This is a genomic window from Amycolatopsis sp. NPDC051373, assembly GCF_040689465.1.
In the GTDB taxonomy this organism is placed as follows: domain Bacteria; phylum Actinomycetota; class Actinomycetes; order Mycobacteriales; family Pseudonocardiaceae; genus Amycolatopsis.
Map to the genome: position 1 here is coordinate 51,017 of NZ_JBFBAE010000024.1, position 22,615 is coordinate 73,631.

At 70.0% G+C, this 22,615-nt stretch carries 25 protein-coding genes; 11 read left to right on the forward strand and 14 right to left on the reverse strand.

Features of this window, described 5'->3' with window-relative positions; genetic code table 11:
* The first annotated feature begins 130 nt into the window (after nt 1-130).
* Nucleotides 131-1,312: an SLC13 family permease gene (locus AB0383_RS35980; protein WP_364187845.1), complete on the forward strand. Its 1,182-nt coding sequence runs from the start codon at nt 131-133 to the stop codon at nt 1,310-1,312.
* A gap of 78 nt (nt 1,313-1,390) precedes the next feature.
* On the opposite strand, the gene AB0383_RS35985 is transcribed toward AB0383_RS35980, so the two are convergent.
* The 6 genes from AB0383_RS35985 to AB0383_RS36010 all read right to left on the reverse strand — a co-directional run bounded on the left by AB0383_RS35985 (nt 1,391) and on the right by AB0383_RS36010 (nt 6,912).
* Complete coding sequence (locus AB0383_RS35985; RefSeq protein WP_366189692.1) at nt 1,391-3,136, reverse strand: hypothetical protein; 1,746 nt, start codon at nt 3,134-3,136, stop codon at nt 1,391-1,393.
* 194 nt (nt 3,137-3,330) lie between these two features.
* On the reverse strand, nt 3,331-4,482 hold the full coding sequence (locus tag AB0383_RS35990; protein ID WP_364187780.1) for a bifunctional RNase H/acid phosphatase: 1,152 nt from the start codon (nt 4,480-4,482) through the stop codon (nt 3,331-3,333).
* On the reverse strand, nt 4,479-5,216 hold the full coding sequence (locus AB0383_RS35995; RefSeq protein ID WP_364187783.1) for a C4-type zinc ribbon domain-containing protein: 738 nt from the start codon (nt 5,214-5,216) through the stop codon (nt 4,479-4,481). The genes AB0383_RS35990 and AB0383_RS35995 overlap by 4 nt, the downstream gene beginning before the upstream one ends.
* A gap of 36 nt (nt 5,217-5,252) precedes the next feature.
* Nucleotides 5,253-6,068, reverse strand: a complete 816-nt coding sequence (locus AB0383_RS36000) for a Nif3-like dinuclear metal center hexameric protein (RefSeq protein WP_366189693.1) — start codon at nt 6,066-6,068, stop codon at nt 5,253-5,255.
* A gap of 191 nt (nt 6,069-6,259) precedes the next feature.
* Complete coding sequence (locus AB0383_RS36005) at nt 6,260-6,643, reverse strand: hypothetical protein (RefSeq protein ID WP_366189694.1); 384 nt, start codon at nt 6,641-6,643, stop codon at nt 6,260-6,262.
* Complete coding sequence (locus AB0383_RS36010) at nt 6,640-6,912, reverse strand: hypothetical protein (RefSeq protein ID WP_366189695.1); 273 nt, start codon at nt 6,910-6,912, stop codon at nt 6,640-6,642. Before AB0383_RS36010 ends, AB0383_RS36005 begins: the two co-directional genes overlap by 4 nt.
* Nucleotides 6,913-7,076: 164 nt before the next feature.
* Here AB0383_RS36010 and AB0383_RS36015 point away from each other — a divergent pair, with 164 nt between their 5' ends.
* From AB0383_RS36015 to AB0383_RS36035, 5 genes are all read left to right on the forward strand, one after another.
* Nucleotides 7,077-7,925 (forward strand): helix-turn-helix transcriptional regulator, encoded by an 849-nt coding sequence (locus AB0383_RS36015; RefSeq protein WP_364187794.1) that lies wholly within the window; start codon nt 7,077-7,079, stop codon nt 7,923-7,925.
* Nucleotides 7,922-8,104 (forward strand): DUF397 domain-containing protein, encoded by a 183-nt coding sequence (locus AB0383_RS36020; protein WP_366189696.1) that lies wholly within the window; start codon nt 7,922-7,924, stop codon nt 8,102-8,104. The genes AB0383_RS36015 and AB0383_RS36020 overlap by 4 nt, the downstream gene beginning before the upstream one ends.
* Nucleotides 8,105-8,216: 112 nt before the next feature.
* Complete coding sequence (locus tag AB0383_RS36025) at nt 8,217-8,678, forward strand: low molecular weight protein-tyrosine-phosphatase (protein ID WP_366189697.1); 462 nt, start codon at nt 8,217-8,219, stop codon at nt 8,676-8,678.
* Nucleotides 8,679-8,756: 78 nt separating this feature from the next.
* A complete protein-coding gene (locus AB0383_RS36030) occupies nt 8,757-9,587 on the forward strand; it encodes an SURF1 family cytochrome oxidase biogenesis protein (RefSeq protein ID WP_364187803.1) in 831 nt (276 codons plus the stop codon).
* Nucleotides 9,588-9,671: 84 nt separating this feature from the next.
* Nucleotides 9,672-10,286: an FMN-binding negative transcriptional regulator gene (locus AB0383_RS36035; protein WP_366189698.1), complete on the forward strand. Its 615-nt coding sequence runs from the start codon at nt 9,672-9,674 to the stop codon at nt 10,284-10,286.
* A 16-nt stretch (nt 10,287-10,302) separates the two neighbouring features.
* Here the strand turns inward: AB0383_RS36035 and AB0383_RS36040 are convergent, their stop codons facing one another.
* Together AB0383_RS36040 and AB0383_RS36045 are read right to left on the reverse strand one after the other, a co-directional pair.
* On the reverse strand, nt 10,303-11,355 hold the full coding sequence (locus AB0383_RS36040) for a CobD/CbiB family cobalamin biosynthesis protein (RefSeq protein ID WP_364187809.1): 1,053 nt from the start codon (nt 11,353-11,355) through the stop codon (nt 10,303-10,305).
* Nucleotides 11,356-11,441: 86 nt separating this feature from the next.
* Entirely contained in the window at nt 11,442-12,152 is a 711-nt protein-coding gene (locus AB0383_RS36045; RefSeq protein WP_366189699.1) for an FCD domain-containing protein, read from the reverse strand.
* Between the two features lie 95 nt (nt 12,153-12,247).
* Here AB0383_RS36045 and AB0383_RS36050 point away from each other — a divergent pair, with 95 nt between their 5' ends.
* Nucleotides 12,248-12,742 carry a gluconokinase gene (locus AB0383_RS36050; RefSeq protein WP_364187813.1) on the forward strand — a complete coding sequence of 165 codons (495 nt, stop codon included), beginning with the start codon at nt 12,248-12,250 and terminating at the stop codon, nt 12,740-12,742.
* The gene (locus AB0383_RS36055; RefSeq protein ID WP_364187815.1) at nt 12,739-14,106 is read left to right on the forward strand and encodes a gluconate:H+ symporter; all 1,368 of its coding nucleotides are present in this window, start codon (nt 12,739-12,741) and stop codon (nt 14,104-14,106) included. Before AB0383_RS36050 ends, AB0383_RS36055 begins: the two co-directional genes overlap by 4 nt.
* Here AB0383_RS36055 and AB0383_RS36060 read toward each other — a convergent pair.
* Nucleotides 14,103-15,080, reverse strand: coding sequence for an aldo/keto reductase (locus AB0383_RS36060; protein WP_366189700.1), 978 nt, complete (start codon nt 15,078-15,080; stop codon nt 14,103-14,105). The genes AB0383_RS36055 and AB0383_RS36060 overlap by 4 nt on opposite strands.
* A gap of 90 nt (nt 15,081-15,170) precedes the next feature.
* On the opposite strand from AB0383_RS36060, the gene AB0383_RS36065 reads away from it, so the two are divergent.
* The 3 genes from AB0383_RS36065 to AB0383_RS36075 all read left to right on the forward strand — a co-directional run bounded on the left by AB0383_RS36065 (nt 15,171) and on the right by AB0383_RS36075 (nt 16,974).
* Entirely contained in the window at nt 15,171-16,070 is a 900-nt protein-coding gene (locus tag AB0383_RS36065; protein WP_364187821.1) for an AraC family transcriptional regulator, read from the forward strand.
* Between the two features lie 71 nt (nt 16,071-16,141).
* Nucleotides 16,142-16,468 (forward strand): metalloregulator ArsR/SmtB family transcription factor, encoded by a 327-nt coding sequence (locus AB0383_RS36070; protein WP_366189701.1) that lies wholly within the window; start codon nt 16,142-16,144, stop codon nt 16,466-16,468.
* Entirely contained in the window at nt 16,465-16,974 is a 510-nt protein-coding gene (locus AB0383_RS36075) for an SRPBCC domain-containing protein (protein ID WP_366189702.1), read from the forward strand. Before AB0383_RS36070 ends, AB0383_RS36075 begins: the two co-directional genes overlap by 4 nt.
* Nucleotides 16,975-17,029: 55 nt before the next feature.
* Here the strand turns inward: AB0383_RS36075 and AB0383_RS36080 are convergent, their stop codons facing one another.
* The 5 genes from AB0383_RS36080 to AB0383_RS36100 form a co-directional block, all read right to left on the reverse strand.
* A complete protein-coding gene (locus AB0383_RS36080; RefSeq protein WP_366189703.1) occupies nt 17,030-18,019 on the reverse strand; it encodes a BadF/BadG/BcrA/BcrD ATPase family protein in 990 nt (329 codons plus the stop codon).
* Complete coding sequence (locus AB0383_RS36085; protein WP_366189704.1) at nt 18,016-19,281, reverse strand: 6-phospho-beta-glucosidase; 1,266 nt, start codon at nt 19,279-19,281, stop codon at nt 18,016-18,018. The genes AB0383_RS36080 and AB0383_RS36085 overlap by 4 nt, the downstream gene beginning before the upstream one ends.
* Nucleotides 19,278-20,168, reverse strand: a complete 891-nt coding sequence (locus AB0383_RS36090) for a carbohydrate ABC transporter permease (RefSeq protein WP_364187835.1) — start codon at nt 20,166-20,168, stop codon at nt 19,278-19,280. Before AB0383_RS36090 ends, AB0383_RS36085 begins: the two co-directional genes overlap by 4 nt.
* A gap of 70 nt (nt 20,169-20,238) precedes the next feature.
* On the reverse strand, nt 20,239-21,228 hold the full coding sequence (locus tag AB0383_RS36095) for a sugar ABC transporter permease (protein ID WP_366189705.1): 990 nt from the start codon (nt 21,226-21,228) through the stop codon (nt 20,239-20,241).
* Nucleotides 21,225-22,601, reverse strand: coding sequence for an extracellular solute-binding protein (locus AB0383_RS36100; protein WP_366189706.1), 1,377 nt, complete (start codon nt 22,599-22,601; stop codon nt 21,225-21,227). Before AB0383_RS36100 ends, AB0383_RS36095 begins: the two co-directional genes overlap by 4 nt.
* Nucleotides 22,602-22,615: the final 14 nt, after the last annotated feature.

The following is a 22,615-nucleotide window of genomic DNA, read 5'->3' on the forward strand; positions in this document are numbered from 1 at the left end:
CAGGGCTGCGGCAGCACGTTCAACAGCCGCTCACCGGTCGCCGGGTGGGCTCGATTAGCGTTCTCGCGTGCCCGAACCCCTCGCCGCGGTCGTCTCCCTTGTGCTCCTGGCCGTGACGCTGGGGTTCGCGATGGTGCGCCCGCGCGGGCTGCCCGAGGCGGTCGTCGCGGTTCCGGTCGCGGCGGTGGTGCTCGCCATCGGGCTCACCACGCCCGCGGCCGCGTGGCAACGGGTCGTCGAGATCCTGCCGACGATGGGGTTCCTGGCCGCCATCCTGCTCGTCAGCCACCTCGCCGCCATCGACGGCGTGTTCACCTGGCTGGGCAGCCGGCTGGCCGAAGTCTGCCGGGGTGAGCCCAAGCGGCTGCTCGTGCTCACCTTCGTCGCCGCGGCAGGCGTGACGGCGGTGCTCAGCCTCGACGCGACCGTTGTGCTCCTCACGCCCGTCGTGCTGGCCACGGCCGAGGGGCTCACGCTCGAGTCGAAGCCCCACGTCTACGCCTGCGCGCACCTCGCCAACTCGGCCTCGACGCTGCTGCCCGTCTCCAACCTGACCAACCTGCTGGCCTTCGCCGCGTCCGGGCTCACGTTCGCCGGCTTCACCGCGCTGATGGCGCTGCCGTGGCTGGTCACGATCCTGTTCGAGCTGGCCGTGTTCGCGAGGTTCTTCAAACGCGACCTCGAAGGCCCCCGCAGCGCCGAAAAGCCGCAGCACCGCGAGGCGCCGGTGTTCGCGCTCGTCGTGCTCGGCGTGATGCTCGTCGGCTTCGGCGTGGGCCAGCTCGTGCACGTCGAGCCCGTCTGGATCGCGGCGCTGGCGGCGGTCGTGCTCAGCGCGCGGGCGCTGGGCGAACGCAAGATCAAGCCGTGGCAGGTGATCACAGAGGCGTCACCGATGCTGGTGCTGTTCGTGCTCGGCCTGGCCATCACGGTGGAGGCCGTCGACGAACACGTGCTCGGCGGCGCCCTCAAAGCGTTCCTGCCCACGACGGCGGGGCTGCCCGAGCTGCTGCTCACCACCGCGATCGCGGCCGTGCTGGCGAACCTCGTCAACAACCTGCCCGCGACGCTGATCCTGCTGTCGGTGCTGGGCGACCACCCGAACACGGGCGTGCTGCTGGCCGTGCTGATCGGCGTGAACGTCGGACCGAACGCGACCTATCTCGGCTCCCTGGCGACGCTGCTGTGGCGCCGCGTGCTGGCCCGCCACGGGCACACGCCGAGGGTGAGGGAGTTCACGGCGCTGGGCGCGTTGACCACACCCGTCTCCCTCGCCGCGGCGACCACCGCGTTGTGGCTGGTGCTGCCCTGAGGGATTGCGGCGCGGCCAAGTGCGCCCGGAGCGTCCAGCAGCGGGTGCCGGAAGAGCCTTACGGGCCGGTGACGGAAGCTACGGCCGCGGCGGGATCGTCTGCCCCGGCTCCAGCGTGGGACCGCAGTCGTCGAGGCCGTTGCCGAAGCGGTAGGCCTCGACGTCCATCATGGTGGTCGCCGCGTAGCGCTGGACGGCCTGGAGCTTCGCCGGATCCTTCACCGCGTCCTTGCGGACCCAGTCGCCGTTGCGCAGGCCCGGGCCGGGGTAGATGAAGATCGGGTAGTAGTCGCGGTCGATGCGCGGGTCGAGGGAGATGCCGTTGCCGCCGGCCCACGGGCCCCACGAGTGGATGAAGGTGGGCTTGACCGTGTCGAACACGTAGTCGCGCAGGCCCGCCATGTTCTCGTCGTGCGTGAGGTCGGCGATGGGCGCGTTGACCAGGCCCGCCATGTCCACGAGCTGCAGCCGGCTGGTCATCGACGAGCCGCCGAGGTCCGGCAGCAGCAGCGACGCCTGCTGCAGGCCCAGCATGTCGGCGTAGGTGTTGAAGCCGCGGCCGAAGCGGTCGGCGATCAGGCACGCCGGCACGGTGGGGCTCTTGATGAACTCGTCGGACTGCTGCACGAAACCGACCAGCGACGGGATCGCCGCGGCCACCACGACCACGGACGCGACCGCGCGCCAGCGCACCTTCACCGTGCGCAGCAGCTCGCCGAACGAGAGCGTGCCCGCGAGCACGCCCAGCACCCACACCGGCGTAGCGAAGCGGAACTGCGCCATCCAGTCGGGCACCATCACGCCGAAGGCGATCACGCCGAGCGCGAAGGGCGTGATCAGCGCGGCCAGCGGGCGCCGCCACGGCGCCTTGCACAGCGCCCAGATCACGACCACCGCGAGCACGACCACGGCGGCGACACCGGCGTAGAGGATCAGGGTGCCGGGCCGGACCAACGACATCAGGTCGGGCAGACCCTGCTTCTTCGCCACCGACGGATTGGCGAGGAACCGGCCGCCGAACTCGCTGTGGCGCCACGCCACATAAGCGCCGAACGGGACCGCGAAAGCCACAATGGACAGCACTGCGTAGCGGAAGCTGACCCAGAAACCCTCGCGCCGCACGCCGTAGAGCAGGACGATCGGGTACGCGCCGGCGTAGATCAGGCCTTCCGGACGCGTCAGCGCGGCGAACGCCACGATCACGCCCGCACCCACCGCGACCTTCCACGTGAGCGTGCGTTCCTTGCGCACCGCGGTGAACAGCAGCACCGCGAGGCCGAGCACCGCGAACGCGAACAGCGAGTTCTCGAGGCCCGAAACCACCCAGATCACGAACGACGGGATGGTCGCCAGCGTGAGGCCTACGGCCAGCGTGACCGCCCACGCGTGGCGCGGGAAGATCTGGCGCGCGGTGACGTGGCACAGCGTGAGGATGCCGGCGGTGAACAGCAGGCCGAGCAGCTTCGGGAACAGCACGTAGTCGGGGATGCCGAACAGCAGGCCGTGGTCGAACAGGCCGACGAGCTTCCCGCCGGCGAGCAGGACCATCCACGTCGGGTCGGAGAAGCCCTCGACGGGCGGCGCGCCCGGCTGCAGGACGGGGCCGAGGCCGTCGGCCAGGCTGCGCGAGTAGGAGAACGTGATGGCCGCGTCGTCCACGATCCAGTGGCCGTAGCGCGTGGCGTGCCACGCGACCGCGGCGACACCGGCCAGCACCGCCAGCACGGAGGCGATCCAGCCGTGGCGCAGGCCGACGGCGGTCACGGGCGCGTCCTCGCCGGGGAGGTCGCGTTCGGATGCTTCGGTGAGTGCGCTAGCGGTCATTACCTCGTCACTGTTTCTACTCGCAGAGCTTGCCGAGAAACGCACGAGCCTGCGCCCCCCTGATGAGGATCCCGGGTGGAACCCGCGCCGCGGCGCCGCGGTCGACACAGCACTCTAGCCAATACCGGATCGGCGCCCGCTCACGCGTCGTCCTCCAGCGTGATCCGTCCCACATTTTCAGGGGTGGGAAACCGTCAGGACAGGTGTGAAATGTCGTTGGCGAGATGCACGGAGGAGTTGCCGTCCGGGTAGAACTCCACGATCGAGAGCGACGCCAGGTCCAGGTGCAGGCGGAACAGCAGGCTCGGGCCCGCGTCGAGCCCCATCCGCAGCAGCGTCTTGATGGGCGTGACGTGGCTGACGACGATGATCGTCTTCCCCTCGTACTGCTCGATCAGGTCGCGGCGGGCCTGGCCGACGCGCTCGTGGACCGCGTCGAAGCTCTCGCCCCCGGGCGGCGCGCACGACGAGTCGCGCAGCCAGCAGCGGTGCAGCTCGGGGTCGCGTTCGGCGGCCTCGGCGAAGGTGAGGCCCTCCCACTCGCCGAAGTCGGTCTCGATGAGGCCCGGGTGCGTGACGAAGCGGGTACCGAGCGCGTCGGCCACGGCCTGCGCGGTCTGCTTCGTCCTGGTCAGAGGCGAGGAGACGATGGGGGCGGCCTCGCCGTCTTCGGAGACGAGGCCCGGCCACGCGCCGAGCCGTTTCGCCGCCGCGGCCGCCTGGCCGCGCCCACGCTCGGTGAGCGGCACGTCGCCGCGGCCGGAGTAGCGGCGGTCGACCGACATCTCGGTCTGGCCGTGGCGCAGGAGCAGCAGTCGGGTGGGCGTGCCGCGCGCGCCGGTCCAGCCGGCCTTGGCGACGCGGTCGGCTTCGCCGGTGCCGGAGGTGGTCTTGACCTGCGGCTTGGTCTGCGCGGGGGCCTGGGGGGTGGCCTTGCCGGTGCCACTGTCCATCGCGACGTTGGCGAGGTGGTCGGCGTCGGAGTTCTCTGCGCGCGGGATCCACATGTAGGTGACACGATCGAACCCGTCCGCGAGTTCACGCGCCCGCGCGGCGAGCGGCTGCAGCGCGGCGTGCTTGATCTTCCAGCGGCCGGACATCTGCTCCACGACCAGCTTGGAGTCCATCCGCACGTCCACAATGGACGCGCCGGTCTCCGCCGCCGCGGTCAGCGCCGCGATGAGCCCGGAGTACTCCGCGACGTTGTTGGTCACCACACCGAGGAACTCGTGGCGCTCGGCCAGCACCTCGCCGGTGGCGGCGTCCTTCACGACCGCGCCGTAGCCGGCCGGACCCGGGTTGCCCCGGGATCCCCCGTCGGCCTCGACGACGACCCGGTCGGTCACAGGCCCGACTCCAACGTACGGACCAGGATCGCCCCGCAGTTCTCGCACTGGACGACGGTGTCCTCTGGCGTCGCCTTGATCTCGGCGATGGTGTTGCGGTCCAGCTCCAGCTGGCAGGCGCCGCAGCGGCGGGCGCGCAGCAGAGCCGCGCCGATGCCCTTGTGGTCCAGCACGCGTGTGTACAGCTTGAGCACCGGCTCCGGGAAGCGCGGCAGCAGCTTCGCGCGGTCTTCGTCGCGGCGGGCACGGGTGGTGTCGAGGTCCTTGAACTCCTCGTCGCGACGCTCCATCGCGGCCGCGACGCCTGCCTCGGCCTTGTCGACCTCGGCGCCGGTGCGCTGCGCGTCGAGCTCCAGGGCCTCGCGCTGCTCCATGAGCTCCAGCAGGTCGTCTTCGAGCGCGCTCTGGCGGCGGCCGAGCGTCTGCAGCTCGTGCTCGATGTCGGTCATCTGCTTGGCGTTGACGGAGCCCGACTCCAGCAGCTTGCGGTCGCGGTCCTCGCGGGCCCGCACCGACTCGACCTCCTTCTCCTGCCGGGCGATCTCGCGGTCGAGGTCCGACGCGGCGGTCTGCACGGACACCAGCGCGTCGCGCTTCTCGCGCACGGTCTTCTCGCCCGCGTCGATCTCGGCGAGCTCGGGAAGTGTGCGCCGGCGGTGCGCAGTGCGCGAAAGCTCGGCGTCCACCTTCGCGAGTTCGAGCAGCTGGCGCTGGACGGCGGGGTCGGCCTTCACGGTGCTCCTTGTGGAATTCGGGGGGGACTTGCGGTGTCAGCTGGCGGGGGTCGCTCGGACGGTCCACGGGTCGGTGCACCTCGTGGAGACGTGACTGTCGACGTTACCCGCAAAGGCCGCGTCGACAAGGGCCGAGGCCTGCTCGCACCAGGGCCATTCGCTGGCCCAGTGCGTGAGCCCGACCAGCGCGGGCCCCGCGGCGGCGAGGTGCTCACCGGCCGGGTGGTGGCGCAGGTCCGCCGTCACGTAGGCGTCGACGCCCTCGGCGGTGGCGCGCGCGAGGTAGGAGTCGCCCGCGCCGCCGGACACCGCGACGGTGCGGATCGGCCGATCCGGATCCCCCGCGCCCAGCACGCCCGGCACGGTGGCCGGCAAGGCCTCGGCGACGCGCTGCACGAACACCGCGAACGGCTCGGCTTCGGCCAGGTGCCCGATCCGCCCGATGCCCGTGCGGCCACCGGGTTCCTGCGGGTCGAGCGGCCGGTCGACGGTGAGGCCGATGGTTTTCGCGAGCGCGTCTGACACGCCGGGGTCGGCCGAGTCGGCGTTGGTGTGCGCGCAGTAGAGCGCGCGGCCGCCGCGGATGAGGCGGTGCACGAGCCCGCCCTTGACCGTGTCGGCGGGCACGCCGTGCACCCCGCGCAGTAGCAAGGGGTGGTGCGCGACGATCAGCTGCGCGCCCAGGTCCTCGGCCTCGGCCACCGTCTCCTCGACGGGGTCGACGCAGAACAGCACCCGCGTGACTTCCTCCGCCGGGTCCCCGCACACGAGCCCGACGGCATCCCACTTCTCCGCGAGGCGCGGCGGGTAGTGGCGTTCGAGGACGTCGAGGATCTCGGCTAGGGCAGGCACCACGGGATCTTCCCACGACGGCGGCGGCGGACCCGGGACCCCGAGGCGGCGCGACGCCCCCGGCGTCCGAGAAGTCACCGGGGGCGTTCGCCCTCCACCGTCGATCCACCGCCGGGCGGTGAAGGTCGGAACCCGGCCGCCGCACCGGGTCGGGGCACCAGGGCGGCGGCCGGGAGCTGGGTGAGGGTTGGTCAGGTGTGGGTGGAGTTCTCGGCGGGGCGGTCCTCCGCAGCTCGATCCTCGGCGGCTCGATCCTCGGCGGCTCGATCCTCGGCAGGCCTTGCCTCGGCGGGCCGTTCCTCAGCAGGCTTTGCCTCGGCGGGCCGGGCCTCGGCGGTGTGGTGGCCGGCGGCGCGGTGGCGGCGGGCCACGAGGATCGCGAGGCGGATCAAGGCGTCGCCGCATTGGGCGGCCTTGGCGAGGTCGTCGATGGTGCGCCCTTGTTCGACGCCGGCCAGGGCCCACGCGGCGAACTCGGCCACGGTGCGCCGCCCGGTCTCGTCGATGACCTGGCCGGTGTCGCGGTCGGTGTCGACTTCGAGGCCGTCGTCAGTGATCCACCAGCCCACGGTCATCGCCTCGTCCGGAAGCACAGGCGGCAGTCGCGGGACTTGTCGCGGTCGTCGCCGAGTTCGTCCGATGACAGTTCGGACCGGAACGCCCAGCGCGCCGGGATCATGAAGCTGTTCAGCACACAGCCGGGCTGGAAGGTGCCGCGATCGGGGTCTTCGAATTGCGATCGCAGGTATCGGTGGTTGCGGGTGTCGACTGCCCAGAAGTGCACCGCGTACAGCCCACGCTCGACCATCGCCGGCGACAGTTCGCCCGAGATCCTGGTGCCCATCCGACCCCCTCGCCATACCTCAGACATCCGTGCGCTCCAGCTGGTGCCGCCCTGGTGCCAGCGGTGCCGCGTGAAGCCGGGAGACTATGATCGATGGCACCGTTCGGCACAATGCACCGATCGGGGTAACCGTTCGCCACGCTGTGTGTGGTTTTCTGTGGCGCATGGCTGGGACCACTCCGAGAGCGCGCGCCGTCGGCGCCGAACTCCGCAGAGCTCGCGAAGACGCCGGGCTCAGTGCGCGCACGCTGGCCGCGCGAATCGGAGTAGCGCACACCACCATCGGCCGCTGGGAGTCCGGCGAGCGGAACCCTCGGCCGATCGACGTGGCGACGGTGCTCGGGGCGCTCGGCACAGATCCCGACCTGCGCGAAGAACTGGTGGAGCTCGCCCGCGACAGTGACGGCAGGCACTGGGTCGCCTCAGGCCTGCCCGAGCAGCAACGCCAGCTCGCCGCGTTGCTGGAGCTGGAGCGCGATGCGGCGCGAATCGTGAACGTCTCGCCGCTGATCGTTCCCGGCCTGCTCCAGACCTCGGCGTACGCGCGCGCCATCATCGGTGCCGGTGGGGTGCCGGCGAGTGACGTCGAGACCCGGGTCGCGGTTCGGATCGGACGCCGCGACGCGATCACACGGCGCGAGCGCCCGGCGAAACTGCTCGCCCTGTTCGACGAAACCGCCCTGGGCAGGAACATCGGCGGCCCGGCGGTCATGGCGGAGCAGCTGCGCGCGCTCGATGAAGCGAGCCGCTGGGGCAACGTCACGGTGCGCGCTATCCCGGAGTCCGCGGGCTGGCACCCCGCACTGGAAGGGCCGTTCGTGCTGCTGGAGTTCGCCGACCGGACACCCGTGGTGCAGATCGAGAACCGGCGATCCGCTCTGTTCTTCCACCAGCCCGCCGACGTCGAGGCCTACCAGCTGGCGATCGATAGAGTTCAGGACGTTGCGATGAGTCCTGAAGAGACACGAACGCTCATCGCTGAGGTCCTCGGCAACTTGGAGACAGCGGCATGAAACAGCAGCATTTCACCGGCTGGCGGAAGTCGAGCCGGTCGCAGAACACCTCGGATTGCGTGGAGGTCGCCGTGGCGACCGACCTCGTCGGGATCCGCGACACGAAGGACCGGCCGGCCGGGCACCTGACGGCCACGCGTGACGGCTGGTCGGCGTTCCTGGCACAGCTCGGACGCTGACCCGTAACGGAAAACCCCGGAGAAAGCCCTCCAGCGATCCGAGAACCCTGGAGGGCTTTCTCGTGTCCGAACCACCCACCCGAGCCACCCACCCGAGGAGTGAAGGAAACCCGTGCTGACTGTCGTGTTCGTGTGTTCAGGCAACATCTGCCGCTCGCCGATGGCGGAGCTGGTGTTCCAGGCGAAGCTCGCCGAGGAGGGGCTGGCGGACGTCGTGAAGGTGTCGAGTGCCGGCACCGGGCCGTGGCATGCCGGGGAGCCCGCGGACCGGCGGGCGCAGGCAACACTCCGCGCACACGGTTACCCGACGCAGCACGTCGCGTCGGAGGTGAATGACGAAGACTTGGAGGCCGATCTGCTGCTGGCTGCGGATGAGGGGCACCTCGACTTCCTGCGCGGGCGCGTCGAGGATCCGGCGAAGGTGCGGCTGCTGCGTGAGTTCGATCCGTCGGCGAAGGTCGGCGCGGAGGTGCCGGACCCGTATTACGGCGGCGACGAGGGCTTCGAGGAGGTGCTGGCGATGATCGAGCGCGCGATGCCTGCCGTTCTCGACTGGGTGCGCGCGCACGGTTAGGGCCGGTTTGTCCCGGGGAAATCACAGGTGGGAGAGGTCGCCGCGCGCCCGGTGGGGGCGACGGCCTACCGTGGAGGGGTGCGGTTGCGGTTTCTGCTCCGGCCCGGCTGGCTGGCACTGACGGTGGTGGTGTTCACCTTCGCCGTCTGCTGCTACACCCTTCTCGCGCCCTGGCAGTTCCGGCGCGACGCCGAGCAGGAGGCCCAGAACAACGCGCTCACCGCGTCGTTCACGGCCCAGCCGGCGCCCGCCGCCCAGCTGATGCCGGCCGACGCGACGCCCGACCAGCAGACGGAATGGCACCTCGTGTCGATCACGGGCACGTACCTGCCGTCGGCGGAGGTCGTCGCGCGGTTGCGGACCGTGCAGGGTGAGGCCGCGTTCGAGGTGCTCACGCCGTTGCGCGCGCCCGACGGGACCGTCTATCTCATCGACCGCGGTTACGTGCGGCTCGACGACCAGTCGGGCGTGCTCCCCTACGCCGCCGCGCCCGGCGGCCAGGTCACCGTGGTCGCGCGCGTGCGCAGCGACGAGGTGGACCCGAAGCACCGCGACGCGTTCTCCGACGCGTCGACGAAGGGGAAGCTGCAGAGCTACACCGTCGACTCGCAGGTGGTGGCGCGCTCGTCCGGCCTGAAGATCCGGCCCGGCTACTTCCAGCTCGACCAGAACCAGCCCGGTGTGCTCGGCGCGCTGCCACTGCCGCAGCTGGACTCGGGGCCGTTTTTCTCCTACGCGTTGCAGTGGCTGGCGTTCGGCAGCATGGCGCTCCTGGGCTGGCTGTACTTCACGATCCGGGAGCTCAAGCCCGGTGGCGCCCTGACCACGGAGAAGCCGGAGCGCACGCGCCGCAAGTCCGTGGCGGAGATGCTGGCCGAGGACGAAGACGAGTTCACCCCCTCGGCGTAGCCAAAGCGGCAGCCAAGTGGTCTCCTGCTCCAGCCTGGAACTGGCCCTGTTTCGGGGCCACTTCGTCGGGCGATACTCGGTGTCATGCTGATCCACCCCTGGGACGCCGGAGACGACGCGGAATGGCGGCAGTGGCTCAAGAGCCACGACTTCGGCCAGCTCGTGGCCGGCGGCCGCGGCCGAGACCTCCCGGTGGTCGTCCCGACGCACTTCACCTTCGACGGAGAGGCCACGGTGTGGCTTCACCTCGCGCGGCCCAACCCGGTGTGGCCGCTGCTGGAGGAGCACCCGCGAGCCTTGCTGACGGTGATCGGCGAGTACACCTACATCCGGTCGGACTGGAACACCGCGGACGATCCGGCAGTGGGCGTGCCGACGTCGTATTACGCGACCGCGCAGCTCGCCTGCGACGTGCGGATCGTCGACGATCCGGCCGAGAAGGCGGAGGTGCTCAACCGGCAGCTCGGGCACTTCGAGCCGGGCAGCGGCCGCACGCCGGTGTCCTCGGTCGACGCCCCCGACCGGCGGCTGCTGCCGGGGATCCGCGGGATCGAGCTGACCGTGACGTCGGTGCAGGCGAAGTTCAAGTACGGCGGCAACAAGACGCCGGCCGACCGGGAGCGGATCTCGGGGAAGCTGGCGGCGCGGGGCGGGCCGTTGGACGCGGCCGCACTGGAGCACCTTCAGCGGCGCAGCTGACTCACTTGCGACTGATTCACTTGCGACGACGTCGGCGCGCGCCGACGAGGACGGCCACCGTCACCGAAGTCGCGCCCGCCAGCCAGCCGACGACCCGCGACAGCTCCACCGCGCGCGTGACGTGACCGGCGTCCGGGTTACGCCCGACACCCAGCACGGGCAGCTCCACCACCCCGTGCGGGTACACCGTGCGCCCGCCGACGCGGATCTCCAGCGCACCGGCGAACGCGGCCTCCACGCGGCCCGCGTTGGGGCTCGGGTGGGCGATCGTGTCCCGCCGCCAAGCCCGCCACGCGCCGCCGGCGGAGCCGCCGACGACGGGAGCGGCCAGCACGGTGAGGGCGGCCGCGATACGTGTCGGCACGAGGTGGACGAGCTCGTCGAGCCGGGCGACCAGCCAGTGACCCCCCGAGCCGCGCGCGAGGACGCTGATGGTCCGCGACGCGAGCAACCCCGGCACTCCGGCAAGCGCGCCCCACAGCAACGGCGCGACGACCACTTCGGACGTGTTCTCGGCCAGAGTTTCCACGGAGGCACGGGAAAGCGCGATCATGCCGAGGCCGTCGGCGACGCGCGGGTCCAGTTCGGACAGTGTCCCGCGCGCGGGTTCGAGGCGGCCTTCTTCGAGGTCGCGCGCGAGCTCAGTGCCCTGCGTCGCGAGGCCGGCGGCGCCGACGACCGCCCAGGTCGTGACGGCCGTGACCACGGCCTGCACCACGGGACGGTCGCGCACGGCGCGTTCGGCGACCAGGCCGACCGCAACGGCGCCACCCGCCAGGCCGAGGCCGGCGACGGCAACGCGGGCGGACATCGAGGCGGCGAACTCTCCGGCGGGCGCACCGACAGCTTCGGCGCCGGCCGTGTGCACGACCGCAGATTCCCCAGGCATCCCAACTGCAACACCGCCCCCCGCGCGCAGCGCAGCGGCGGAATCCCCGCCCCGCCCAGCGCCGGAGCCCAGCGTCGCCAAGCGGCGGAACGCCGTGACGGGCGGGCGGCGGCGGGGGTTGCCGATGACGCCGTCGGCCGCCAGGCCGAGCATCAAGCCGATCGCGCGTGCCGCGCTCACCAGTAGCCCCCCGGGAACGTGGTTTCCGGTGCCGCCGCCGGGTCGGCGCCCGGCCGGCGAAACGCCGGTGATTTCAGTGCCTGTGATTACTGCTCGCCGAGATTACTCGACACCGCGGCGGCGATTTCGTCCCGTGCCTGGTCCACGATGTCGCGCATCGCGCGCTCGGCTCGATCGGCGTCGCCGGCATCCACGGCCACGGCCACCTCCACGTGCAGCGCGACGGCTTCGGGCTGCGGTTCCTCGGGCATCAGGCCGTGGGAGGTGCGGCCCGCGAGCACCTCGGCGACCACCGAGGACAGCTGCGCGAACATCGCGTTTCCCGAGGCGGTGAGCAGCAGGTCGTGGTACGCGATGTCGTGGCCGAGGAACGTCGTCAGGTCGCGCGCCCGCGCTGCCTCCTCCAGGCGGTGGCCCAGCGCGCGCAGCCGGCCGCGGTCCTCCGGCGTCGCGCGCAGCGCCGCGAACCGCGCGGCCGACGGCTCGACGCCCGAACGCAGCTCAGTCAACGTCCGCAGCGCCGCCGCGCGCCCGGAGCCATCGAGCTGCCAGCGGATCAGGCGCGGGTCGTAGTGGTTCCACCCGGCCGGATCGCTCACGATCACGCCGACGCGGCGGCGGCTCGTGGTGAGCCCCATCGTTTCCAGCACGCGCACGACCTCGCGCGCCACCGTGCGCGAGGCGCCGAAGCGTTCCTGCAGCTCGTCGGAGCGCAGCACGGCGCCGGGCGCCAGCTCGCCGTTGGCGATCGCCGCGCCCAGCACGGCGAGGACTTCCTCGTGCCGATCGCTCCCCATCCGGCCAACTTACCGCTCTGATTCGATTAAGTACTACTTCTTCTTGAATAAGTAGTACTTTTGGGCTTGACTCGTGCGGACCCAAGGAGGTGCGGATGACCGTCATCGTCGTGATGGGCGTTTCCGGCTCGGGGAAGACGACGGTCGGCGAGGCGCTGGCCGAGCGCCTGGGCGTGGAGTACGCCGAGGCCGACACCTTCCACCCGAAGGCCAACATCGAGAAGATGACCGCCGGCCACGCGCTGACGGACGCCGACCGCGAGCCCTGGTTGCAAGCGATCTCGCACTGGATCGCGGCGCACCAGGAGTCCGGTGGAATCGTGTCGTCGTCCGCACTGAAACGCCGCTACCGCGACGAGCTGAGAGCCGGCGGCAGCGTCTGGTTCCTCCACCTCCACGGCGATCGCGATGTGCTCGCCGAGCGCATGCAGACCCGCAAGGGCCACTTCATGCCCGTTTCGCTGCTCGACTCCCAGCTCGCGGACCTCGAACCGCTGCAGCCGGACGAGCCGGGCTACGTCGTCGAGATCACCGAACCTCCCGCCGCCCTCGTCGAGGCGGCGCTTCACGCGTTCCAGGAGCGTGCATGACCACCCTCGCCGCCGGCTGGACCGGCCACGACACCCGCCTGATCCTGGCGACGGTGCTCGCCATCGCCGTGATCGTGGTGCTGATCAGCAAGCTGAAGCTCCACCCGCTGCTGGCGTTGACGATCGGCTCCGGCGTGCTCGGCATCGTGGCCGGCATGCCCGTGGACAAGCTGTTGAAGAGCTTCGAAAGCGGCGTCGGCAGCACGGTCGCTTCGGTCGGTTTGCTGATCGCGTTCGGCGCGATGCTCGGCAAGCTGCTGGCCGACTCCGGTGGTGCGGACCGGATCGTGGACACGATCCTCGGGCGCGTGCACGGCGCCGGGCTGCCGTGGGCAATGGCGCTGGTGGCCGCGTTGATCGGGCTGCCGATGTTCTTCGAGATCGGCCTCGTGATGCTGATCCCGGTGGTGCTGCTGGTCGCCAAGCGCAGCGGGAAACCCGTGCTGCTGCTGGGAATCCCGGCGCTCGCGGGCCTGTCCGTGCTCCACGGGCTGATCCCGCCGCACCCCGGCCCGCTGGCCGCGGCGGGCGCGCTCGGCGCCAACGTGGGCATCACGCTCGCACTCGGCCTGCTCGTCGGCATTCCGACGGTGGTCATCGCCGGCCCGCTGTTCGGCCGCGTCGCCGCGCGGTGGGTGCCGGACGCCACGCCGCCGCAGCGCTTGGTGCCCGAGTCGGAGAGCACCGAGGTCGACAAGCGGCCCAGCTTCGGCGCGACGCTGACCACCGTCCTGCTGCCCGTGGCGCTGATGTTGCTGAAGGCGCTCTCGGACATCCTGCTGGGCAAGGAAAACGCCGTGCGCCGCGTGCTCGACTTCGTCGGCGACCCGCTGGTGGCGCTGCTGCTCGCGGTCCTCGTCGGTTTGGTCACGCTGGGCCGTCCGGCGGGCCTGCACCGCGCGAAACTGTCGTCGATCATCAGCGACTCTCTCGCCCCGATCGCCGGCATCCTGCTCATCGTGGCCGCGGGCGGTGGCTTCAAGCAGACGCTGGTGGACGCCGGCGTCGGCGGCGTGATCACCAACCTGTCCACCGGCGCCCACCTGTCGCCGCTGCTGCTCGGCTGGCTCGTCGCCGTGGCGATCCGTCTGGCGACGGGCTCCGCGACCGTCGCCACCGTGTCGGCCGCCGGCATCGTCGCGCCGCTCGCTGCCACCCTCGACCCGACGCACAACGCCCTGCTGGTGCTGGCCATCGGCGCCGGTTCACTGTTCTTCTCACACGTGAACGACGCCGGGTTCTGGCTGGTCAAGGAGTACTTCGGGATGTCCGTGGGGCAGACGCTGAAAACCTGGTCGGTGATGGAGACGGTGATCTCGGTGGTGTCGATCGCGTTGATCCTGCCGCTGGGCGCCTTGCTCTAGGGAGTGCGCGACGGGTAGGCGCCGTTGAGGGCCCAGGCCGGGTATTCGAGCGGCAGCGCGCTGACGGCGTCCAGCTCGGCGAGATCCTGCCCGGTGAGCTCCAGATCGACGGCGGCGAGGTTCTCGTGCAGCTGGTCGGGCCGCTTGGCGCCGACAATCACGCTGGTCACGCCGCGTTGCGCGAGCACCCAGGCCAGCGCGACGCGGGCGACGCCGACATCGTGGCGCTCGGCGACCTTGCGCAGGGCGTCGACGATGTCGTAGCCGCGCTCGCGGTCGAGCGGCGGGTTGTCGGCCTGGGCGCGGCGGCCGGAGGCGTCTTGGCTGTCGCGCGTGAACTTGCCGGAGAGGAAGCCGCCGGCCAGCGGACTGTAGACGAGCAGGCCGAGCTTCTCCTCGTTGACCAGCGGCAGCAGCTCGCGCTCGAGATCACGGCCGACGAGCGAGTAGTACGCCTGCAGCGACACGAACCGCGGGTAGCCGCGCAGGTCGGCGACGCCGAGGGCCTTGGCGAGCTGCCAGGCGTAGGTGTTGGACGTGCCGACGTAGCTGATCTTGCCCTGGCGGACGGCGTCGTCGAGGGCGGCCAGGGTCTCGTCGAGCGGCGTCAGGTGGTCGTGGGCGTGGATCTGGTAGAGATCGATGTGGTCGGTGCCGAGGCGGCGCAGGCTGTCGTCGATCGCGTTCCTGAGGTGCAGCCGGGAGAGCCCCACCTCGTTGGGGCCGGCGCCCATGCGCGAGTACGCCTTGGTGGCGAGCACCACGTCGCGGCGGCGGCCCTTGAGGATCTTGCCGAGGATCTCCTCGGTCTCACCGCGGGCGTACATGTCGGCCGTGTCGATGAGATTCACGCCCTGGTCCAGGGCGATGCCGACCAGTTCGTCGGCAGCCTTGAGGTCCAGTCCGCCGATCACGTTCCACGGCGCGGTGCCCGAGCCGCCGAACGTCATGGTGCCGAGTGCGATCCTGGACACGAAAGTTCCGGTGGCGCCGAGTTGTTGGTATTGCACGGAGGTTCCTTTCTTCGGTGCCTTCAACGCTAGGCAGAGCGGAGGGTGCCGACCATGAGTGAGCGTTCGGAGCTCGTGCTGGATCGTCCGGACCCACTTGCGGACGTCCTGTCGATGGCGGCCGTGCGCCCGGCTCTCCCGGCCCGGCTGACGGCGGGCGGCGAATGGGCGGTGCGGTTCGGCGGCTCGCACCCCAAGGTGATCACCGTGACGGCGGGCTCGTGCTGGCTGCTCCCTGAAGGCGGCGCCCCGGTCTCCTTGGCCGCCGGCGACACCTACCTGGTCGGCCGCGACGCCGCGTACGTCACGGCCAGCACGCCGGACGTCGCGCCGGTCGAGGCCCGCAGCGTGTTCACCGGCACCGACGGGCACACCGGAGCCGCCTCGGACGTCACCCTGGTCGGCGCCACCCTGGACTTCGCCGACCCCGCGGTGGCGGTGCTGCTGGAGGACCTCGGTTCCTCGATGCGCATCACCGATCCGGACACGGCGCTGAGCTCGACACTGCGGCTGCTCGCGTTCGAAACCACCGGCCGGCCGGGCGGTGGCGCGATGCGTGAGCACCTCACGCAGATCCTCTCCCTGCACGTGCTGCGCGCGCTCCTCGGCGCGGGCGCGCAACCCGCGTGGCTGTCGGGCTTCCGCGACCCCGCGATCGGCGCCGCACTGGCCGCGATGCACCGGCGTCCCGCGTTCGGCTGGACGGTCGCCCGGCTGGCGGCCGAGGCGCGCCTGTCGCGCACGGTGTTCGCGACGCGGTTCAAGGCCCTGGTGGGGTTGTCGCCGATGGACTACCTGCTGCACCGGCGGATCTCCGGCGCGACCCGGGAGCTGGCCGAGGGCCGCACGGTCGCATCCGTGGCGGCGCGCTGGGGGTACGGCTCGGAGAGCGCGTTCAGTGCGGCGTTCAAGCGGGTGACGGGTCGGTCGCCGGCGAGCAGCCGAACTCGCTGATCAGCACAAACACCACCCCCTGATTCGAGCGCGGGTTGACAGGTGACCTTTTGGTCACCTATCCTCGTCGTGTGCCTGACGACGACCTGGTGTTCAAGGCGCTGGCGGATCCGACCCGCCGGGGTCTGCTGGACCGGCTGTTCGAGCGTGACGGCCGCACGCTCACCGAGCTGGAGTCCGAAGTGGACATGACGCGGTTCGGGGTGATGAAGCACCTCAAGCTGCTCGAGGAGGCCGGCCTCGTCGTAACGCGCAAGGAGGGGCGGGAGAAGCTCCACTTTCTCAACCCCGTACCGATCCGGGAGATCCACGACCGGTGGATCGACAAGTACACCGAGCGCCACCTGTCGGCGCTGATGGAGCTCAAGAGCGATCTGGAGAGGGAGCCACCGAAATGACCGAGACCAAGACCGTGCAGGTCAACCGCGTGTACATCAAGGCGACGCCGCAGGCGATCTGGGACGCGATCACCAAGCCGGAGTGGACGCAGAAGTACGGGTACTCAGGGCTGGCCGAGTTCGACCTCAAGACGGGCGGCAAGCACCGCACCAAGCCGACGCAGGAGTTCATCGACGCGGGGTTCACGAGTGACCTGTTGGACGGCGAAGTGCTCGAGTCCGACCCGCCGCGCAAGCTCGTGATCACGTGGAAGCTACTGATGGACCCGAGCCTCGTCGCGGAGCCCTACACCACGCTCACGTACGACATCGAGGAAACCAAGACCGCCGGGACCAGACTGACCGTGACCCACGACGTCACGGACGCACCCGGACACGCGGCACTGGCGTCGGGGGCGATGGAGAACGTCGACGCCGGGCCGGGAGAGAACGCCGGTGGCGGCTGGGCCTGGGTGCTTTCCGACCTCAAGTCCGTGCTGGAGACCGGGAAGAACATCGTGGGCTGACCCCGGCCGACGACGACGGCGGCGGCGTCCACACGGGACACCGCCGCCGAACGCGTCAGATCCGTTGAGTGGCGGCCTTCAGCGCGGCCTTGGCCGCCGCGGAAGCACCCAGCTCGTCGAGGCCGAACAACGCCGCGCCGACGACCGGGTTCACGTCGACCACCCGTACCACCGCCCGCGGTGCCACCTTCAGGCAGCGCCGCTCGATCTCCGAGATCACCGACGGGCCGACGCCCGTGAGTACTCCCCCGCCGAGCACCACCTCGGGTGCGGACTGGGTCAGGTCCAGCTGCCGCAGGATCACCGCGGCGAACACGCTGACCTCCTCCACGAACCGCGTCACGACCTGCTGCGCGACCTCGTCGCCGCCGGCGGCGACGTCGAACAGCAGCGGGCACAGCCCGTGGATCCGGGCGGAGTCGATCTCCTTGAAGTGCAGGCCCTGCACCACGTCGAACACTCTCGAAACACCGAAGAAGCCCGAAACCGCCGCCTGCAACGCGGTAGAAGGCCCGCGGCCGTCTTCCGCGCGCACGGCCCACCACAGGGCTTCCTCACCGAGGCGGTAACCGCCGCCCCAGTCGCCGGAGATCTTGCCCAGCGCGGGAAAGCGGTGCACGCGCCCGTCCGGGCCGACGCCGGCGCCGTTGATCCCGGCGCCGCACACCACGGCCACGCCCGTGCCGTCGGAGCTGCCCGCGCGCAACAGCGCCAGCACATCGTTGCCCACATGCAACGTGGAGCTCCAGCCGCGCGCGAACAACGCGACGTGCAGCGCCTCTTCCTCACGCGGAAAGTCCAGCCCCGCGAGGTAAGCCGAGGTGTGCACGCCGAACGGCCGCGTCGCCGGCAGACCCGCCGACGTCAAGGCCGAAAGAACCAGTGTCTCCAGCGCCGCGACGCAGCCGTCGACGCCGACGTTCTGCGGCGAGGCGCCGGGGCCGCGCGATTCGGCGAGCACACCGCCCTCGCGCGACACCACGAGCACCTCGGTCTTGCTGTTCCCCCCGTCGATCGCCACGACCGCGGGCCCGGCTTCGCTCATCCGCGCGCCCACGGCAGGAAATCGCGGTTGATCGACACGAGGGAATCGGCCAGCTGGTCGGCCTTGGTGTACTGGCCGACGAGCGGGTGGGCCAGCAGCGCGTCGGCCACCCGGTCACGCCCGCCCTTCACGGCGGCGTCGAGGGCGAGGTGCTCGTAGGCCGTGACCGCGGCGATGAGGCCGGCGAAGCGCGGCTCCACCGTCGGCTGCGGAATCGCCCGAGCACCATTCGGATCCACAGTGGACGACACCTCGATCACCGCGTCGTCGGGCAGGAAGGAGAACGTGCCGTCGTTGCGCACGTTCACCACGTGCTCCTCGGCCGGCCCGCCCGCCGTCAGCGCGTGCACGAGTTGCACGGCCGCCTCCGAGTAGTACGCGCCGCCGCGCTTCTCCAGCGAATCAGGCTTGGTGACCTGCTCCGGGTCGAGGTAGATCTTCAGCAGCTCCTCCTCGACGTCGCTCACCACCTCGGCGCGCGGGCGTTCCGTGAGCTGCTTGGCCACCTGCGCGTCGTGCGAGTAGTAGTACTTCAGGTAGTACGACGGCACGGCGTTCATCCGGCGCATCCACTCGACGGGCGCGGTCACCTCCTCGCCCAGGAACTCCGCGTGCTTGTCCAGCAGCTCGGGCAGCCGGTCGACGCCGTCGACGAGCACGCCGCGCTCCCAGCTCAGGTGGTTGAGTCCGGTGTGGACGAGCCGCACGTCTCCCGTGGACGCGCCGAGCAGCTTGGCGAACTTCCGCTGTAGGTTGATCGCAACGTTGCACAGCCCCACCGCGCGGTGGCCTTCCTGCAGCAGCGCCCGAGTGACGATGCCGACGGGGTTCGTGAAGTTCACGATCCACGTGTCGTCACCCGCGACCTTGCGCACGCGCTCGGCGATGTCGAGCACCACCGGCACCGTGCGCAGGGCCTTCGCCAAGCCGCCCGCGCCGGTCGTCTCCTGGCCGACGCAGCCGCACGCGTGCGGAAACGTCTCGTCCGACGCCCGTGCCTTCTGCCCGCCCACCCGCAGCTGGATGAGCACGGCCGACGCGCCTTCGACACCTTCTTCCAGGTTCGCGGTGGTGCGGACCCGAGCCGGGTGCCCGGCGTGGTCGAGCAGCCGCTGACTGAACCCGCCGACGGTCTCCACGCGGTAGGCGTCCGGGTCGATCAGCACGATCTCGTCGACATCCAAAGTGGACCTGCGGCCCGCGATGCCGTCGACCAGTTCCGGCGTGTAGGTGGACCCGCCACCGACGACTGCCAGCTTCATCCCTTGACTCCCGTGAACGTGATGCCCTTGACGAACGACTTCTGCGCGAACACGAACAGCACGATCACCGGCGCCATGATCAGCGCGGTCGCGGCCATCGTGAGGTTCCACTCCACGTGGTGCATGCCGCGGAACGAGGCGATGGCCAGCGAAAGCGGCCAGTTGTCCTGGTTCTCACCGGTGTAGAGCAGGGGCCCGAAGTAGTCGTTCCAGGTGAACAGGAAACAGAACATCGCGGTGGCCGCGATTCCGGGCTTGGCCATCGGCAGCAGCACCCGCGTCATGGCCCGGAACTCGTTGCAGCCGTCGATCTTCGCCGCTTCCAGGTAATCCTTGGGGATGGTAAGGAAAAACTGGCGCAGCAGGAAGATCGAGAACGCGTCGAAGAAGAAGTACGGCACGATCAGCGGCACGAGCGTGCCGGTGAGGCCCATCCGCACCCACAGGTCGTACAGCGGCACGACGGTGACCTGCGGCGGCAGCATCATCGCAGCCACCGTGAGCATGAAGAACAGGTTCTGCCCGCGCCACTTGAGCTTCGCCAGGCCGTACGCCGCCGGAATGGCCGACACGAGCGCGCCGACCGTCGCGAGCGACGAGTACAGCAGGCTGTTGCCGAAGTACTCCAACAGCGGCGCTTTCTTGAACACCTCGACGAAGTTCTCGAAGTGCCATTCCGTGGGCCACAGGCTCGACGTCATCGCCTGGTCGCTCTTCATCACCGCGGTGAGGAACACGAACAGCAGCGGCAGCACGAAGATCACGCCGAGCGCGATGCCGATGGCGTGGGTCGCGATGAAGCCGAGGCGCTTGTCCCACTGGCGCTTGAACTGCACGCGAGGCGGGACCGGCGCGGGATTCGTGGCGGGTGCCGAAATCGTTGTCATGCCCCCACTCCGTTCTTGCGGGGCACCCGCACCCGGTCGGGGCCATGAACAGGCCGGCGCGAGCATATGTTCATGCCCCCTCCTCCTGGTGCTGGGATTTCCTGAGCTGCCTCACGAGCACCCATGTGAAGGCCGCGGACACGATGAACAGCAGCACGGCCATCGCCGCCGCGTAACCCATGTTGAAGTAGCGGAAACCCTGTACGTAAAGCCAGATCGGATACGTCAGCGTGGAGTTCTCCGGCGCGCCGATGAGCTTCGAGTTGCCGGCCACGTCGGCTGTGCCCGCCGAGGCGGACGCCGCCACGATGGCTTGAGTGAAGAACTGCAGCGCGTAGATCATCGAGTTGACCACACCGAACAGCAGCACCGGCGAGATCGTGGGCAGCGTGACGTGCCAGAACTTGCGGACCGCGCCGGCGCCGTCGAGCTCGGCCGCTTCGTACTGCTCGGTCGGCACGTCGAGCAACGCGGCCAGGATGATGATCATCAGCTCGCCCGAACCCCACAGCGCCAGCAGCGTGAGCGAGGGCTTCGACATCACGGGACTGTTGAACCAGAGGCCGCCGTCGATGCCGATGAGGTGCAGGAACCGGTTGACCGGGCCGAACTGCGGGTTGAACACGAAGACGAACGCGAGCGTCGCCGCGGCCGGCGGGGCGAGCGTGGGCAGGTAGCACAGCGTGCGCACCAGGCCGACGCCCGATTTCAGCCTCGAGATCACCGAAGCGACGCCGAGTGAGAACAACACCCGGCAGATCGTCAGGATGATCACGAGCCACAACGTGTTGTACGCGGCGGTTTTCACCAGCGGCTCACTGGTGAACATGCGCACGTAGTTGTCGAACCCGATCCACTGTGGAGGGTTGATCAGGTCGTAGCGGGTGAAGGAGTAGTACACGGTGGCGATGAGCGGATACCCGAAGAAGATCAGGAACCCCAGCGTCGCCGGCGCCATGAAGTAGAACACCGTGCGGCGGCGCTTGGCTTTGCGGGACCCCGCCCGCACCTTCGAGGGTGCGGGCGGGGTCGTCGCCTCGGTGGGGAGGACCGAGGTCATCCGCCGGCGCCCTTCTGCGCCAGCTCGTCGTTCACCTGGGCGTCGACCTGCTTGAGGCCGGCGTCGAGGTCGGGTACCGAACCGGCCTGCCACTTCTCGGCGAAGTCGTTGACCGCCTTGAGGAAGGCGTCACCGATCGGAGTGGACGGGTTGGCGACCAGCTTGCCGCTGCCGTAGATGTCGAGGAAGGTCTTGAACTGCGGCGGTGCGTCGAGTTTCGGCGAGGACAGCGAAGCCGTGGTACTGGGCACGTTCTTGAGGCCGTTGGCCATGTCCACGAGCGTGTCGGTGTCGAGCGTGACCTGCTTGATCAGCTCCCACGCGGCGCCGGGGTTCTTGGCACCCTTGGGAATCGCGATGATCGTGCCGGTGGCGAAGCCGGCGCCGTAGTGGTCGGCCATGCTGTCGAGCACCGGCGCGGGCGCGGTGGCGTAGTTCAGCGTCGGGGTCTGGTCCTTGATGAACGCGGTGCGGAACTCACCGTCGTACATCATCGCCAGCTTGCCCTTCTGGAAGCCGTTGTCGGCGGAGTACTCGTCGCCGAGGCCGGCCTTGAACTTCTCGACCTTGTCGTGGCCGCCGTAGAAGTCGATGAGCTTCTTCTGGAATTCGAACATCGCCTTCCAGCCGGGGCTGGACGAGATCGACGACTTGCCGTCCGGGCCGATGAACTGCGCGCCGAAGTTCGGGGCCCAGTACTGCGCCTGGTTGGCGTAGAACGGCATCGCCGGGATGAAGCCCATCGTCTTGATCGAGCCGTCCGGGTTGAACTCGGTGAGCTTCTTCGCGTCCTCGAGCAGCTCGGTCGTGGTCTTCGGCGGCGAGGAGATGCCGTGCGCCGCGAACATGTCCTTGTTGTAGTACAGGCCGTAGACGTCGGCGAGCATCGGCATCGCGCAGCGCTTGCCTTGGTACGACGTGTAGTCACGCACGGCCTGGGGGATCTGGTTCACGTCGATCTTGTCGCGGTCCAGGTACGGCTTGAGGTCGGTGAAGCTGCCGGTGGAGCACCACGCGCCGAGGTTGTCGGTGTAGAAGGAGATGGCCACGTCGGGCGGGTTGCCACCGCGGATCGACTGCGTGAGCTTGTCGTCGTCCTGGTTGCCCTCGTGGTTGATGGTGATGTTGGGGTACTTGGCCTTCAGCTTGTTCAGCGCGGCCGTGACCACGCCGTACTCGCGGTCGGTGAACTTGCTGTAGACGGTGAGGGTGAGCTTGTCGTCCTTGTTCGGTGGCGCGGCGGCGTCGCCCGAGCCGCTCGGCGCGGCCGCGCCGCACGCGGCGGTCGCCAGCAGCGTGGCGGCGGCCGCGGCGGACAGCAGCAGAGAACCACGCCTTCGCGCGATCCTCCGGATGCGGGTCGTGGGGGCCATGACCCTCCTCCTCA